General features: G+C 69.2%; 14 protein-coding genes, 1 pseudogene and 1 riboswitch. Of the genes and pseudogenes, 7 read left to right on the plus strand and 8 right to left on the minus strand.

Features of this window, described 5'->3' with window-relative positions:
* Positions 1-57: 57 nt before the first annotated feature.
* The 4 genes from erpA to AC1MLT_RS10270 all read right to left on the minus strand — a co-directional run bounded on the left by erpA (position 58) and on the right by AC1MLT_RS10270 (position 2,687).
* On the minus strand, positions 58-423 hold the full coding sequence (gene erpA, locus AC1MLT_RS10255) for an iron-sulfur cluster insertion protein ErpA (RefSeq protein WP_481032179.1): 366 nt from the start codon (positions 421-423) through the stop codon (positions 58-60).
* Positions 424-611: 188 nt separating this feature from the next.
* On the minus strand, positions 612-1,004 hold the full coding sequence (rpsI, locus tag AC1MLT_RS10260; RefSeq protein ID WP_481032180.1) for a 30S ribosomal protein S9: 393 nt from the start codon (positions 1,002-1,004) through the stop codon (positions 612-614).
* 11 nt (positions 1,005-1,015) lie between these two features.
* Entirely contained in the window at positions 1,016-1,447 is a 432-nt protein-coding gene (gene rplM / locus AC1MLT_RS10265) for a 50S ribosomal protein L13 (protein WP_286370103.1), read from the minus strand.
* 175 nt (positions 1,448-1,622) lie between these two features.
* Positions 1,623-2,687 carry a porin gene (locus AC1MLT_RS10270; protein WP_481032181.1) on the minus strand — a complete coding sequence of 355 codons (1,065 nt, stop codon included), beginning with the start codon at positions 2,685-2,687 and terminating at the stop codon, positions 1,623-1,625.
* A 211-nt stretch (positions 2,688-2,898) separates the two neighbouring features.
* Here AC1MLT_RS10270 and AC1MLT_RS10275 point away from each other — a divergent pair, with 211 nt between their 5' ends.
* Positions 2,899-3,828: a 23S rRNA (adenine(2030)-N(6))-methyltransferase RlmJ gene (locus AC1MLT_RS10275; protein ID WP_481032182.1), complete on the plus strand. Its 930-nt coding sequence runs from the start codon at positions 2,899-2,901 to the stop codon at positions 3,826-3,828.
* Between the two features lie 27 nt (positions 3,829-3,855).
* On the opposite strand, the gene AC1MLT_RS10280 is transcribed toward AC1MLT_RS10275, so the two are convergent.
* From AC1MLT_RS10280 to ahcY, 4 genes are all read right to left on the minus strand, one after another.
* Positions 3,856-4,650 (minus strand): septal ring lytic transglycosylase RlpA family protein, encoded by a 795-nt coding sequence (locus tag AC1MLT_RS10280; RefSeq protein WP_481032183.1) that lies wholly within the window; start codon positions 4,648-4,650, stop codon positions 3,856-3,858.
* Positions 4,647-5,480, minus strand: coding sequence for a methylenetetrahydrofolate reductase [NAD(P)H] (gene metF, locus AC1MLT_RS10285; protein ID WP_481032184.1), 834 nt, complete (start codon positions 5,478-5,480; stop codon positions 4,647-4,649). Before metF ends, AC1MLT_RS10280 begins: the two co-directional genes overlap by 4 nt.
* Entirely contained in the window at positions 5,458-6,276 is an 819-nt protein-coding gene (locus tag AC1MLT_RS10290; protein WP_481032185.1) for a TlyA family RNA methyltransferase, read from the minus strand. The genes metF and AC1MLT_RS10290 overlap by 23 nt, the downstream gene beginning before the upstream one ends.
* Positions 6,277-6,388: 112 nt before the next feature.
* Complete coding sequence (ahcY, locus tag AC1MLT_RS10295) at positions 6,389-7,864, minus strand: adenosylhomocysteinase (protein WP_481032186.1); 1,476 nt, start codon at positions 7,862-7,864, stop codon at positions 6,389-6,391.
* An 84-nt stretch (positions 7,865-7,948) separates the two neighbouring features.
* Positions 7,949-8,015, minus strand: a riboswitch (S-adenosyl-L-homocysteine riboswitch).
* A 156-nt stretch (positions 8,016-8,171) separates the two neighbouring features.
* On the opposite strand from ahcY, the gene AC1MLT_RS10300 reads away from it, so the two are divergent.
* The 6 genes and pseudogenes from AC1MLT_RS10300 (at position 8,172) to AC1MLT_RS10325 (ending at position 14,451) form a co-directional block, all read left to right on the plus strand.
* Positions 8,172-8,903 carry a hypothetical protein gene (locus tag AC1MLT_RS10300; protein ID WP_481032187.1) on the plus strand — a complete coding sequence of 244 codons (732 nt, stop codon included), beginning with the start codon at positions 8,172-8,174 and terminating at the stop codon, positions 8,901-8,903.
* Between the two features lie 40 nt (positions 8,904-8,943).
* Positions 8,944-9,387, plus strand: a complete 444-nt coding sequence (locus tag AC1MLT_RS10305; RefSeq protein WP_481032188.1) for a hypothetical protein — start codon at positions 8,944-8,946, stop codon at positions 9,385-9,387.
* A gap of 101 nt (positions 9,388-9,488) precedes the next feature.
* Positions 9,489-11,126, plus strand: a complete 1,638-nt coding sequence (locus AC1MLT_RS10310) for a peptide chain release factor 3 (RefSeq protein ID WP_481032189.1) — start codon at positions 9,489-9,491, stop codon at positions 11,124-11,126.
* Between the two features lie 18 nt (positions 11,127-11,144).
* Positions 11,145-13,079: an ArnT family glycosyltransferase gene (locus tag AC1MLT_RS10315; protein WP_481032190.1), complete on the plus strand. Its 1,935-nt coding sequence runs from the start codon at positions 11,145-11,147 to the stop codon at positions 13,077-13,079.
* A 55-nt stretch (positions 13,080-13,134) separates the two neighbouring features.
* Positions 13,135-13,527: pseudogene (locus AC1MLT_RS10320) on the plus strand (GtrA family protein); the annotation flags it as partial.
* Between the two features lie 102 nt (positions 13,528-13,629).
* The gene (locus AC1MLT_RS10325) at positions 13,630-14,451 is read left to right on the plus strand and encodes an HAD hydrolase family protein (protein WP_481034970.1); all 822 of its coding nucleotides are present in this window, start codon (positions 13,630-13,632) and stop codon (positions 14,449-14,451) included.
* Positions 14,452-14,469 lie beyond the last annotated feature (18 nt).

Genomic DNA, 14,469 nt, shown 5'->3' on the forward strand with positions numbered 1-14,469 from the left:
GACATGAAAAAACCGCCCTGAGGCGGTTTCTTCGTCGGTGCCGGAATCGTCTTCGCTTCAGGCGGAGAAGCTCGATCCGCAACCGCAGGTGCTGGTGGCATTGGGATTCTTGATCACGAACTGCGCGCCTTGCAGATCTTCCTTGTAGTCGATCTCGGCGCCGACCAGATACTGGTAGCTCATGGCATCGATGAGCAGCGAGACACCATGCTTGCTCATGATGGTGTCGTCCTCGTTGGTGATCTCGTCGAACGTGAAACCATACTGGAAGCCCGAGCAACCGCCGCCCTGCACGAACACCCGCAGCTTGAGATCGGGATTGCCCTCCTCCGCGATCAGATCGGCCACCTTGGCGGCCGCGCTGTCGGTGAACAGGATCGGTTCGGGCATCTGGGTCTGGATATCTTCTGCAACTGCGCTCATGAGGAAACTCCGGTAGGGGTGCGTCGAGGCGTCGAGGCGCCGACGCAAGGGAGAAATGCTATCGCAATCGGCCGATTGCAAGACCATCGCCTGAATTTGCCGCTGATCGCAGTGCGGACTCTTGGCAGATGTCGCGCCCAAAGAAAAACCGCCCGAAGGCGGTCTTTCCGTGCCATCGGCAAAACCGATCAGCGCTTGGAGAACTGCTTGCGGCGACGTGCCGAATGCAGACCGACCTTCTTGCGCTCGACTTCGCGCGCGTCACGCGTCACGAAACCAGCCTGGCTCAGGACCGGCTTGAGCGTTGCGTCATAGTCGATCAGCGCGCGGGTGATGCCGTGGCGTGCCGCGCCGGCCTGGCCGGACTCGCCGCCGCCGTTCACGTTGATCATGATGTCGAAGGTCTCGACATTGTTCGTCAGAAACAGCGGCTGCTTCGCGATCATGATGGAGGTCTCGCGGCCGAAATAGGCCTGGATGTCCTTGCCATTGACCGTGATCTTGCCGGTGCCCTTTTTCAGAAACACACGGGCGACGCTGGATTTGCGACGGCCGGTGCCATTGTTCCATTCACCAATCATCTCAAGGCTCCTTACAGTTCCAGCACTTTGGGCTGTTGGGCGGTATGCGGGTGCTCTGCGCCACCGTAGACCTTGAGTTTCTTGATCATGGCGTAACCGAGCGGGCCCTTGGGCAGCATGCCCTTGACGGCCTTTTCCAGGGCGCGGCCCGGGTGCTTGGCTTGCATGTCGCGGAAGTTGGTGGCCGTGATGCCGCCCGGATAGCCCGAGTGACGGTAGTACACCTTGTCGATCGGCTTGGCGCCGGTCACACGGAGTTGCGATGCGTTGATGATGACGATGAAGTCACCGGTATCGACGTGAGGCGTGTAAATGGCCTTGTGTTTGCCGCGCAAACGGAGAGCAACTTCGCTGGCTACTCGTCCGAGGACCTTGTCGGTCGCGTCAATCACAAACCACTCGTGCGTCACGTCAGCGGGCTTGGCGCTGAACGTTTTGGTCATGAGTTTTCTCTGTTGGAGAGGAGGTTTGCGGGGCCCTTTTCCACGGTCGGCGTTCCTCTGACGGGAATCTCTTAGGTGGGAATTTGCACTTCGCCGCGGGGCCGCTCGAACGCTGCGAAGCCCATGATTCTATGCTGGCGGCGAACAGCCGGCAACCCTGACGCCGGGTCGGTCGTCAGAAGCGATGACGCATGCCCACGCCGACGCTGTTGCCACTGTTGCGATCGGTGATGTGATCCCGCATCGCGATGGCGTAGACGTCGGTGCGCTTGGACAGGAAGTAGTCGTAGCCGATGCTGCCGGTCGTGCGCGTGCCATCGTAGGTGCCATCCACCTTGGTGCGGGCGACGGCGCCGATGAGGCTGCCCAGGCCGATCGGCACGCTCAGGCCGAGCGAGGTGGTCCTGGCGTCGTAGTCGGCGATCTCGGTCTTGGCGCCTCCATAGGTCAGGAAGAAGCGCGCGAAGTTGGCGTTGTAGCTGCCGCCGACCATCCAGTCCTTCTTGGTCTCCGGCACGCCCACGCCGTTGATCGTGGTCGTCAGCAGGCCCGTGACGGGATTGTTGACCTGGTCGCGCTCGTAGAAGGCGACCGCGGTCCAGGGGCCGCTGATGTAGAGCACGTTCATGCCGACATTGCGCTTGCTGCCGTTGCCGGTGTCGCTGCCCTGCTCGCCGAACTGGTACTGGACCGTCGCGGCGAGGCCGTTGTAGTTGGGCGTGGTGTAGGCGATCTGGTTGCCCCAGCCCGTGTCCGACGGCGTCGTGCGATAGGCCCAGGCGGCCGTGTTGACGTTGGCGTGCAGCACCAGCGGCGAATAGGCGAAGGAGTCGCCGAACGGATTGGCGAAGATCGTCGGCAGGAAATTGGGTGCCGTCCCGCGACCCAGGCGCACCGAGCCGAACCCGCCGGTCAGGCCGACGTTGGCATCGCGCGAGAAGGACGTGTCACCATTGAAACGTCCATACACACCACTGTCGGCACGGATGAACGACGTCAGGGCATAGGTGGCCTTCAGGCCACCACCCAGGTCCTCGGTGCCGCGAAAGCCGATCCACGAGGTGGTCAGACCGCCCGAGCCGACCTCGGTGACGCGGCCCGGCGCACCCGCCATGCGGGTCGAGGCCACATACACATCCACGAGCCCGGAGATGGCCACACTGGATTGCGCACGGACCGGTGCGGCCAGACCAGCCAGGGCTATGGCGGCAGCGAGGGCACCCAGACGGTGAGAATTCATGACGATATTCCGTTAGAAGTTGAAAATATATGGAGGCGAATGTATCCGTCCCGGCATTCGTATCCAATCTTTTCCTCGAAGCAAGCGTTGTGCCAATCCCTACGTCGGCCGACACGCCGAGTCGTCCGGGTGGCCGATGCCAACTCGAATCGCCGGACAGGTGAAAGGCGATGTCCCCGGCACGCCGGACGGCGACAGTTACCATCGCCGCATGTTCAGTTATCGCCACGCGTTCCATGCCGGCAACCACGCCGACGTGCTCAAGCACACGGTGCTGATTGCCACCCTCGACCACATGCTCGAGAAAGAAGCCGCGCTCACCGTCGTCGACACGCACGCGGGCGCCGGGCTCTACCGGCTCGACGGCGACTATGCCGACACCAGCGGCGAGGCCGCGCAAGGCGTGTTGCGGCTGGTCGGCGCCCCCGCGCCCGCCGATGCCTCGGCGGCCGGCAAGGCGGCCGCCACGCCCGCCGCTCCGGCCGAGGCCATCGCACGCTATCTGGAGGTGGTCGCGGCCTTCAATCCCAAGGGCGGTGCGCGCGTCTATCCGGGCTCGCCCTTCATCGTGCAGCACCTGCTGCGCGACCACGACAAGCTCAAGCTGTTCGAGCTGCATCCGACCGATGCGCGCACGCTCGACGCCAACATCGCCCAGCTCGAGGCCGGACGGCGCATCGCGGTGCTGCGCGAGGACGGCTTCGGCAGCGCAACCAAGTTCCTGCCACCGCCTTCGCGGCGCGCCCTGGTGCTGTGCGATCCGAGCTACGAGATCAAGAGCGACTATGCCCGCGTGCTCGACTTCGTGGCCGAGACGCTCAAGCGTTTCGCCACCGGCACCTACGCGGTCTGGTATCCCATCATTCCCAGGCCCGAGGCGCACGACCTGCCGCGCCGGCTGAAGACGATGGCGACCAAGGCCGGCAAACCCTGGCTGCATGCCACGCTGACGGTGAAGTCGAGCCGCATCGTCACGGCGCCGACCGGCGAGACGCGACGCCCCGGCCTGCCCGCGAGCGGCATGTTCCTGATCAATCCGCCCTACACGCTCAAGGCCAAGCTGGAAGCGGCGCTGCCGCAACTGGTGGAGCGGCTGGCGCAGGACCGCCACGCGACGTTCTCGGTCGACGCCGGCGGCTGAAGTCGCCGACGCCGCGACGCGGTTTCTTCAGCGCCGGCCGCGCGTCCCGGCCGTGCGACGCGAGATGGCCGCCCGGGGCGCGACCTCCTCGCTGCTGCCGCCCTCCGCGCCGGCGGCCAGGGCCGTCAATGCGGCGCGATCGACCGGCGCGCCTGCGCAACGCATGCCGCCGGCCTCCTTGTCCACCACGGTGAGCGCGACCTGCTTGATGCCCAGGCCGACCATGTCGATCGCCTCCGCCGCCGCCCGGCTCAGGTCGATGACGCGACCGGGGCCGAACGGCCCGCGATCGTTGACGCGCACCAGCACTTCGCGACCATTGGTGAGACTGCGCACGCACACCGCCGTGCCGAAGGGCAGGGTGCGATGCGCGGCCGTGAAGGCCGACATGTCGAAACGCTCGCCATTGGCCGTGCGGCGCTGGTGGAACTGGATGCCGTACCAGGAAGCGCCCCCGCGCTGGAAGAACTCGCCCGAGGGCCGGTCGCCCGGAATGCCATCGTCGCCACCGGCGAACGGATCGTCGTTGCCGGCTGTGGACAGGTCGTAATTGACGGTCGCCACCGTGGAACGCGGTGGCGCACCCGAGGGCACGCTGATGCCCCGCAACAGGGGTCGCAGACCGGTGCCCGACGATGGCGCCGTCGCCGTCGCCGTCGCCGTGATCGGGCCGGCCGGCAAGGCGACCGCCCCGTCCCCGGCCATGGGATCGGGCGTGGCGCTGCAGCCGTCGAGCAGGAGCAGCGCGGCGACCGCGCACGCGACGCCGGCCGCGGCGCGGGCGGCGCGTCGCCGCAGGCGACCCGCCGCCGTCATGCTCATGTGCCCCAGCCGAGCCGATCGAGCACGGCCAATGGCGCGGCGGCCTGGTTCATCGTGTAGAAATGCAGCGAGGGCGCCCCGCCGTCGCGCAGGCGCTCGCACAGCGCGGCCACGACGTCGAGGCCGAACGACTTGATGGATTCGACGTCGTCGCCGAAGCCGTTCAGGCGCAGCCGGATCCAGCGCGGGATCTCGGCGCCGCAGGCATCCGAGAAGCGCATCAGCTGGGTCGAGCTGGTGATGGGCATCACGCCCGGCACGATCGGGATGTCGACCCCCAGGCGCCGCGCATCGTCGACGAAGCGGAAATACGCCTCGGCGCTGAAGAAGTACTGCGTGATCGCCGAATCGGCGCCGGCGCGCGCCTTGGTCGCGAAGGCCTGCAGGTCGGCCTCCGGGGAACGCGCCTGCGGATGGATCTCGGGGTAGCAGGCGACCTCGATGTGGAAGTCGCGTCCGGTCTCTTCGCGGATGAAGGTCACCAGATCGCTCGCGTAGTGGAATTCGCCGCCGATGCCATAGCCGCTGGGCAGGTCGCCGCGCAATGCCACCAGGCGGCGCACGCCCATCGCATGCAGTTCGGCCAGCTGGGCGCGCACCGTGGCGCGCGTGGCGCCGATGCACGAGAAGTGGCTCGCCGCGGGGATGCCCTCCTCGACGATCTCGCGCACGGCGGCGAAGGTGCCTTCGTGCGTCGAGCCGCCGGCGCCATAGGTCACCGAGCAGAACTCGGGCCGCGTGGCGTAGAGCTGCCGGCGCACGGCGCGCAGCTTGGCGGCACCCTCGGGCGTCTTGGTCGGGAAGAATTCAAAGCTCAGGGGAATGCGCATGCGCGGCTCCTGGGTCGGGAACGCCGTCGTCGCGCCCGGTGGCGGACACGGCGTGGATGAAGAACTCGCGGTTGCCGTCGCCGCCGGCGATCGGACTGTCGAACCAGCGCGCGACGCGCAGGCCGAGCGCGGCGCAGGCCTCGCGCAGACGCGCCTCGACCACCGCGTAGAGCGCCGCGTCGCGCACGATGCCGCCCTTGCCGACCTGTCCCGGCTGCAGCTCGAACTGGGGCTTGACCAGCATCAGCAGGTCGCCACCGGGCGCGAGGAAGGGCACGACGGCGGGCAGCACCAGCGTCTGCGAGATGAACGACAGGTCGCCCACCACGAGGTCGAACTCGGCGCGTTCGTCCTCCGGCAGATCGGCACGCGTCAGGGCGCGCGCATTGACGCGCTCGATGGCCGTGACGCGCTCGTCCTCGCGGATGCGCGCATGCAGCTGGCCGTGGCCGACGTCGATGCCCACCACATGGGCCGCGCCGTGCTGCAGCAGGCAGTCGGTGAAGCCACCGGTCGACTGCCCGATGTCCAGGCAGTGGCGGCCGCGCGCGTCGATGCCGGCGGTGGCCAGCGCGCCTTCGAGCTTCAGCCCGCCGCGCGAGACGAAACGCGACTCGGCCGCGTCGGCCAGGTCGAGTTCGGCCGTCTCGGGGATGTCGTCGCGGTTCTTGCCGACCGGGCGCCAGGCATCGGTGCTGCCGGCGTCGCGCCAGCGAAGTCCGCCGGCGATCAGCCGCACGGCCTGCGACCGCGACGCCGCCAGTCCACGCTCCACCAACAGTTGATCAGCGCGCATGACAGCTCCTGCCAGCAACACCGCGGAACGGGTTCCGCCCGGCCGCCGGTGTCGCCCCCGGCAGGGGGTTGGCGAAGCGACACGCAGTGCGCGAAGACTGGGGGCGAGCCATTCAGTACCTGTAGGTGTCCGCCTTGTACGGGCCGGCCTTGTCCACGCCGATGTAGGCGGCCTGGGCATCGCTGAGTTCGGTCAGCATCGCGCCGACCTTCTTCAGGTGCAGGCGTGCGACCTTCTCGTCGAGGTGCTTGGGCAGCACGTAGACCTTGCCGGACTCGTAGGCATCGGGCTTGGTGAACAGCTCGATCTGCGCGATCGTCTGGTTGGCGAAGGACGACGACATCACGAAGCTCGGATGGCCGGTGCCGCAGCCCAGGTTCACCAGGCGGCCCTTGGCCAGCAGGATGATGCGCTTGCCGTCGGGGAACTCGACATGGTCGACCTGCGGCTTGATCTCCTCCCACTGGTACTTCTCGATCGACGCGATGTCGATCTCGTTGTCGAAGTGGCCGATGTTGCAGACGATGGCCTGGTCCTTCATGGCGACCATGTGCTCGTGGCGGATGACGTCGCGGTTGCCGGTGGTGGTGACGAAGATGTCGGCCTTGTCGGCGGCGTACTCCATGGTCACGACCTTGTAGCCTTCCATGGCGGCCTGCAGGGCGTTGATGGGGTCGATCTCGGTCACCCAGACCTGGGCCGAGAGGGCGCGCAGCGCCTGCGCCGAGCCCTTGCCCACGTCGCCGTAGCCGGCCACGACGGCCACCTTGCCGGCGATCATCACGTCGGTCGCGCGCTTGATGCCATCGACCAGCGATTCGCGGCAGCCATAGAGGTTGTCGAACTTGCTCTTGGTGACGGAGTCGTTGACGTTGATGGCGCGGAACTTCAGCAGGCCCTTGGCCGACATGTCGTTCAGGCGGTGCACGCCGGTGGTGGTCTCCTCGGTCACGCCGATGATCTCGGCCGACTTGCGGCTGTACCAGGTCGGGTCCTCGGCCAGCTTCTTGCGGATGGCGGCATACAGGATGCGTTCCTCCTCGCTCGAATGCGTGTCGATGAGCGACAGGTCCTGCTCGGCGCGCTGGCCCAGGTGCATGAGCAGCGTGGCGTCGCCGCCATCGTCCAGGATCATGTTGGGGCCTTCGCCCGGCGTGCCCTCGGCACCGAAGTCGAAGATGCGGTGGGTGTAGTCCCAGTAGTCCTCCAGCGACTCGCCCTTGATGGCGAACACCGGCGTGCCGGCCGCGGCGATGGCGGCGGCGGCGTGGTCCTGCGTCGAGAAGATGTTGCAGGAGGCCCAGCGCACCTGGGCACCGAGCGCCTGCAGCGTCTCGATGAGCACCGCCGTCTGGATGGTCATGTGCAGCGAACCGGTGATGCGCGCGCCCTTGAGCGGCTGCGCGGCCGAGAATTCCTCGCGGATGGCCATCAGGCCGGGCATCTCGGTCTCGGCGATGCGGATCTCCTTGCGGCCCCAGGCGGCGAGCGAGATGTCGGTGATGGCCTGGTCGGCGGCCCGGGCGGACGCGGCCGCGGTGGGCAGCACGGGGGAGACGGAAGACGGGGATTCGAGAACGGCGCTCATGAGGAAGACACTCCAAGGCTGATTGCGGATGCCGCTGGATCGAGGGATGTGCGTCTGACGGAGACGGAACTCACCGCGATGGACAGCGGATGAGCGTGGTTGCGATGTGTTCCGAGCCTCACGCCTGATGGCGCTGCAACGCTCCTCGGAGGCGGAATTTTAGCCCAGCACCGGTTTCGCCCTGCCCCGGACCGGCTCGAATCCCTGCATGGGCGACGGTCGCGACGCTCCTAGAGTCGCATCCGACACGCGTTCCGGGGCCATCGCGGCACCCGGCGCGGTCGAATCTTCGACAAGGCCTTCCACCATGACGCGCAAGCACACCACCGCCCTCCTCCGCCCGCTGTTCCGTTCGTTCGCCGCCGCCCCGCTCGCCGCGGCCGGCCTCGTGGCCAGCCTGCTGGTCCTGCCGCAGGCGGCCTGGAGCCAGCCCGCCCGACCGGCCGTCCCCATGGGCGCGATGCCCGCGCCCCCGGCGCCCCCGACCCCGGCGACGCCCACGGTGCGCGTGCGCGGCACGGTCGTCTATGTCGATGCCACCCGGCTGATCGTCAAGGATCGCGGCGGCGAGGTCGTGAGCATGGCGCGGGCGGCCGACCTGCCGGTCTCGGAGGTCTATCCGATCCGGCTGGCCGACATCAAGCAGGGTAGCTATGTCGGCACCGCCGCCATGCCGCAGCCCGACGGCACGCAGCGCGCGCTCGAGGTGCTGGTGTTCCCGGCCGAGGCGCGCGGCACCGGCGAGGGGCATTTCCCCTGGGACCTGGAACCCCGCAGCACCATGACCAACGCCACCGTCGCCGATCTCGCGGCGGCACCGGCTTCGGGCCGTGGCGGTCAGCAGCTGCGCCTGGCCTACAAGGGCGGCGAGAAGACCGTGATCGTGCCGCGCGACGTGCCGGTCGTGACCTTCCGGCCCGCGACCGACGCGCTGCTGACGCCCGGCGCGCGGGTGCTGGTCAATGCGCAGGAACGCAACGGCCAGCCGACCGCCGTGCGCGTGCTGGCCGGCCGCAACGGCTTCGTGCCGCCGATGTGAGAACCGTGGAGGCGGCCCCGGCGACGCGAGAATCAGGGCCATGACGCTGACCGACACGCTCCACATCGCCACGCCCAATCCCGATGGCTCCATCACGCCGCCGCCCAGCGCGGACGAGTTGCGCCAGGCGCTCGAGGCGCGCAACGCGCAGCTGATGGACCGGCTCGGCCAGCTGGAGGAGATCCTGGCCCGGCCGCTCGACCAGATCCTGGCCGAACGCGACCGCTTCAAGGAGGCCGCGGCCGCCTGGGACTCCTTCGGCGCGATGTGGATGCTGTCGCAGCGCGCCATGAAGCGTGTCGCGCTGGACCTCGCCGCGCAACAGGGCGTCGACGAGGCCGAGGTGGTGGCGCGCGCGCTCGACTTCGCCAACGACGTGCTCAATGGCGACGGCGTCGACCTCGGCGGCACCATCGCCGAGGCGCAGCTGGCGCACATCGCGCGCCACCGGCCGTTCCTGCGCAAGCAGTTCCGGCGCGGCTGAGCCGGCACGCCCTGAGGGACAATAGCGGCCATCGCGGCCTCCCGCCCGCCTCCGCCGCCGGCGTCGTGCCGGCCGCCCCCTCCCCCCTTGAATCCTGCCCGATGTCGAACGACAAATTCCTCGAAGAAACCAAGCGTCGCCGCACCTTCGCGATCATCTCCCACCCCGACGCCGGCAAGACCACGCTGACGGAGAAGCTGCTGCTGTTCTCGGGCGCGATCCAGATCGCCGGCTCGGTCAAGGCCCGCAAGGCGACGCGCCACGCCACCTCCGACTGGATGGAGATCGAGAAGCAGCGTGGCATCTCGGTGGCCTCGTCGGTGATGCAGATGCTCTATCGCGAGCACGTCATCAACCTGCTGGACACGCCCGGCCACAAGGACTTTTCCGAGGACACCTACCGCGTGCTGACGGCGGTCGATTCGGCCCTGATGGTGATCGACGCGGCCAACGGCGTGGAAGCGCAGACGCGGCGCCTGATCGAGGTCTGCCGCCAGCGCGACACGCCCATCATCACCTTCGTCAACAAGATGGACCGCGAGGTCCGCGAGCCGCTGGACATCCTCGACGAGATCGAGCGCGAGCTGGGCATGCCCTGCGTGCCGATGACCTGGCCGGTGGGCCAGGGCAAGAGCTTCGGCGGCATCATGAACCTGCGCACGCAGACCATGACGGTGTTCGACTCGGGCAAGGAGCGCCTGCCGCAGGAATTCGAGACCATCGCGCTGGACGACCGCGCCGAGCTCATCCGGCGCTTCGGCGCCGAGTTCGAGAATGCCGAGCAGAGCATGGAGCTGGCCGCCGGCGCCTCGCCGGCCTGGGACCGCGAGGCCTTCCTGGCCGGCCGCCAGACACCGGTGTTCTTCGGCTCCGGCGTCAACAACTTCGGCGTCATGGAGGTGCTCGACGCCCTGGTCGACCTCGCGCCCCCGCCACAGTCGCGCACCAGCACCACGCTGGTCAACCGCCAGCCGGTGGTCAAGGAGATCAGGCCGGAGGACAAGGACTTCGCCGGCGTCGTCTTCAAGGTGCAGGCCAACATGGACCCGGCGCACCGCGACCGCATCGCCTTCGTGCGCATGGCCTCGGGCCGCTACACGCCGGGCATGAAGCTCAAGGTGCAGCGCACGGCCAAGGAACTGCGTCCGACCAGCGTCGTGACCTTCATGAGCCAGCGCCGCGAGGCGGTGGAGGAAGCCTTCGCCGGCGACATCGTGGGCTTCACCACGCACGGTGGCGTGCAGCTGGGCGACACCATCACCGACGGCGCCAACCTGATGTTCACCGGCCTGCCGTTCTTCGCGCCGGAACTCTTCATGACCGTGATCCTGAAGAACCCGCTGCGCACCAAGCAGCTGCAGCAGGGCCTGGCGCAGCTCGGCGAGGAAGGCGCGATCCAGGTGTTCCGCCCCGAGATCGGCGGGCCGATGCTGCTGGGCGCGGTCGGCCAGCTGCAGTTCGAGGTCGTGCAGCACCGCCTGAAGGGCGAGTACGACTGCGACGTGCGGCTCGAGGGCTGCCAGTACACCGGCGCGCGCTGGATCACCGCCGACACGCCGGCCGAACTGCGCGAGTTCGTCAACGCCTATCCGGCGCGCATGGCGCTGGATGCGGCCAATACGCTGGCCTACCTGTGCACCTCGCCCTACGACGTCCGGCTGGCGCAGGAACGCTTTCCCAAGATCCATTTCCACCCGCTGCGCGAACACGCCGGCCTGTCGCTGCAGAACGCGGGTTGACGCCCGACGCCGCCGTCCGTGGCATCGCACCCGCTCGGCTTCGCGCTCGCGCAGTACGCCCTGCTGGGCACCTGGCTGTTCGGTTGCTGGGGCATCGGGCGGTGGCTGCTGGGCGAGCGCCTCGCGGCGCCGGCGCCCACCGCACCGGGCCGGCCCTCGCCCGGATTGCTTCACCCGATCGGCGACCTGACGGGGCCGATCGCGACGACGCTGGGAATCGGCATCTGGATCTGCGTGCTGCAGGTGCTGGGCATCGCCGGTCGACTGGACCGGGCACCGGTGCTGGCACTGGTCGCGACCGGTGTCGGCCTGGGGGCATGGCGGCTGCTGCGGGATGCGGGGCGGCACCCGCCGGGCCCGGCGGCCCCACCCGGCGGGTCGCGCCGCTGGCGCTGGCGCGACGCCTGGTCCTGCGGCACCACCGCCGAGCGCTGGACCCTCGTCGCCGTCGCCCTGCTGATCCTGCCCACGCTGCTGGCGCCGCTGGCGCCGCCGATGGCGTGGGACGAACTGGCCTATCACCTGCCGCACGCCCGCGAATGGGCGCGCACGGGCCGCCTGGTGGTCAGCGACTGGCTGCGCTATCCCTGGTTCCCCTACAACTTCGACCTGCTCTTCGCCGTGCCGCTGCTCTGGGGCGACGATGTGCTGCCCCATCTCGTGCATGCCGCGACGGGCTGGCTGACGGCCTGGCTGATCCATCTGCTGGCCGTGCGCCACCTGCGCGATCGCGTGGTGGCCGGCATGGCGGCGGCGATCTGGCTGCTGCTCTCCAAGGGCCAGTACGACCGCGCCTATGTCGACATGGGCGTGACGCTGTTCGCGACGGTCGCCTTCGCCGCGCTGCACGAATGGCGCAGCGACGCGGCGCGCGGCCGGTGCTGGCTGCTGGTCTGCGCCTTCTGCCTGGGCATCGCGGCCGGCGCCAAGTACCAGGCGCTGGCGCTGCTGCCGTTCTTCGCCTTCGTGCTGGCGCTGCGCGACCGCCGGCCCTCGACCTGGCTGTGGGTCGCGGGCGTGCTGCTGCTGCCGTGCGGCTACTGGTACGCGCGCAACGCCCTCCTCGCCGGCGATCCGTTCAGCCCGCTGGGCGGCAGGTGGTTCGGCTTCACCGACTGGAACCTGGCCGACTACCAGGGCCAGCTGGCCGACCTGCGCGACAAGGCCGGCTGGCCCGACTGGCTGCTCTGGCCGGCGCTGGTGGTGCCCTTCCTGCCACGGGCGCGTCGCGACGCGACGGTGCGCGGCCTGCTGCTGGCGAGCACCTGGATGCTGCTGGTGTGGGTCGCGAGTTCGCGTTACCCGCGCTACCTGATGACGGCCTCGCCATTGCTCGCATTGCTCGCCGCCATTGGCTGGGCGCGGGGCGCGCGGGCCCTGCGCGAACGTTTCGCGCCGCTGCGCACGCCGCGCGCCACGCGCCTCGCCGGCGCGCTGCTGATGGCGAGCATCGGCGTGGCGAGCATCGCCTGGAGCCTGCGCCACGCCCGGTACATCGTGCCCGAGCCGCTGGCGCGCGAGGCGCTGCTGCGCCAGCGCGTCAACGGCCATGGCATGTGGACCTGGCTGCGCGACCACGCGGACGGCTCCGGCATCCGGCGCGTCTACCAGCTGGGCTTCGAGGAGTCGCTCTACTACGCCCCGGTCGCGCTGCTGCCAATCCATGGCGATGCCTTCGGTCCCTGGCGCTACGACGACCTCGTCGACCTGGCGCCACGGGACATGCACCGCCGGCTGGTGGCGCAGGGCTTCGACACCCTGGTGCTCAACGCCGAGCGCTGGCCCGAGCTGGCGCCGCAGGCGGACTTCGAACGCTTCTTCCTGCCGCTGCACGCGGAGGGCACGGCGCGCGTGTATCGCCTGGCGCCCGCTGCTACGTCCGCCTCGCCGATGGTCGATCATCGACCGCCCGAGGCTTCCCGTCCTTCGCTTCCCAACGACGCCCGCCCATGACGCCCATTTCCCACCCGGCCCTCGCGCCGTCTCCCGCCGCATGAAAGAGACATCGATGCCCCTGATCCACCGGCTCCTGCGGGGCCAGTTCCTGCGTTTCGCCGTCGTCGGCGTGGTCGGCCTCGGGGTCGACCTGGCCGTGCTGCACGTGCTGGCGCCCCTGCTGGGCTGGCATGCCGGACGCGTGGTGTCGTTCCTGGCCGCCGCGTCGGCGACCTGGTGGCTCAACCGGCGCTTCACCTTCGCCCGGCGCGCGCGGTCCCATGCGACGGCGCGCTCGATCGGCCGCGAATACGCGCGCTACATCGTGTCGATGCTGGGCGGCGCCGCCATCAATTACGCGATCTATGCCCTGACCCTGCACCTGCTCGATCACCCGCTCGCGCCCACCCTGGGCGTGGCGCTGGGCAGCCTGGGCGGCATGTTCGCCAACTTCGCGGCGGCGCGCTACCTGGTCTTCGGCGTGGCCGGCGGCGACGACGACCTCCCGGCCACGGCGCCGGACGGACGGCCGGGGACTGCCGCCGCTTCGGCATCGCCATCGGCGCGCATGCGCCCGCTGGCGACCTGGCCGGCGGCCGAGCGCGCCGCGCTCACCGGCGTCTTCACCGACATCGACGACACGCTGACCACCGAGGGCGCCATCACGCCCGACGCCCTGCGCGCCCTGGCCGACCTGCGCGCCGCCGGCTTGAAGGTCGTCGCCATCACCGGCCGGCCGGTCGGCTGGAGCCTGCCCTTCATCGCCACCTGGCCGGTCGATGCCATCGTGGCCGAGAACGGCGCCGTGGCACTGCTGCCACCGCCACCCTGGCGGCCCGGCGACAGCCTGCATCCGGTGCCGCCACGACGGTATTTCCTGCGCGACGCCGCGCGGCGGGCCGCCAACTTCGCCCGCATGCAGCGCGTGCTCGAGCGCATCGAGCGCGAGATCCCGGGCGCACGCCGCGCCACCGATTCGGCCGGCCGCGAGACCGACATCGCCATCGACCACAGCGAATTCACGCACCTCGACGAGGCCGCGATCGACGCCGTGGTCGCGCTGATGCGCAGCGAGGGCCTGCACGCCACCGTCAGCAGCATCCATGTCAATGGCTGGCTGGGCGACAACGACAAGCTCGCCGGCGCGCGCTGGATCGTCGACGAGCTGTGGCAGCAGCCGCTCGACACCACCGCCGAGCGCGACCGCTGGGCCTACGTGGGCGACTCCACCAACGACCAGCTCATGTTCGAGGCCTTCGCCCACAGCATCGGCGTGGCCAACGTGGCGCGCTTCGTGCCCAAGCTGACGCACCTGCCGCGCTACGTGACGCAGGGCGAGCGCGGCGCGGGATTCGCGGAAGTGGCGCGGGCGGTGCTGGGGGTGCGGTGAAGGCCTGACGCCCGCGAC

Source organism: Variovorax sp. PEI5 (assembly GCF_056679935.1).

What these genes read in the sequence shown, in the direction of transcription:
- erpA (WP_481032179.1), bottom strand. Translation starts at nt 423, where the DNA reads ATGAGCGCAGTTGCAGAAGATATCCAGACCCAGATGCCCGAACCGATC.
- rpsI (WP_481032180.1), bottom strand. Translation starts at nt 1,004, where the DNA reads ATGATTGGTGAATGGAACAATGGCACCGGCCGTCGCAAATCCAGCGTC.
- rplM (WP_286370103.1), bottom strand. Translation starts at nt 1,447, where the DNA reads ATGACCAAAACGTTCAGCGCCAAGCCCGCTGACGTGACGCACGAGTGG.
- AC1MLT_RS10270 (WP_481032181.1), bottom strand. Translation starts at nt 2,687, where the DNA reads ATGAATTCTCACCGTCTGGGTGCCCTCGCTGCCGCCATAGCCCTGGCT.
- AC1MLT_RS10275 (WP_481032182.1), top strand. Translation starts at nt 2,899, where the DNA reads ATGTTCAGTTATCGCCACGCGTTCCATGCCGGCAACCACGCCGACGTG.
- AC1MLT_RS10280 (WP_481032183.1), bottom strand. Translation starts at nt 4,650, where the DNA reads ATGAGCATGACGGCGGCGGGTCGCCTGCGGCGACGCGCCGCCCGCGCC.
- metF (WP_481032184.1), bottom strand. Translation starts at nt 5,480, where the DNA reads ATGCGCATTCCCCTGAGCTTTGAATTCTTCCCGACCAAGACGCCCGAG.
- AC1MLT_RS10290 (WP_481032185.1), bottom strand. Translation starts at nt 6,276, where the DNA reads ATGCGCGCTGATCAACTGTTGGTGGAGCGTGGACTGGCGGCGTCGCGG.
- ahcY (WP_481032186.1), bottom strand. Translation starts at nt 7,864, where the DNA reads ATGAGCGCCGTTCTCGAATCCCCGTCTTCCGTCTCCCCCGTGCTGCCC.
- AC1MLT_RS10300 (WP_481032187.1), top strand. Translation starts at nt 8,172, where the DNA reads ATGACGCGCAAGCACACCACCGCCCTCCTCCGCCCGCTGTTCCGTTCG.
- AC1MLT_RS10305 (WP_481032188.1), top strand. Translation starts at nt 8,944, where the DNA reads ATGACGCTGACCGACACGCTCCACATCGCCACGCCCAATCCCGATGGC.
- AC1MLT_RS10310 (WP_481032189.1), top strand. Translation starts at nt 9,489, where the DNA reads ATGTCGAACGACAAATTCCTCGAAGAAACCAAGCGTCGCCGCACCTTC.
- AC1MLT_RS10325 (WP_481034970.1), top strand. Translation starts at nt 13,630, where the DNA reads ATGCGCCCGCTGGCGACCTGGCCGGCGGCCGAGCGCGCCGCGCTCACC.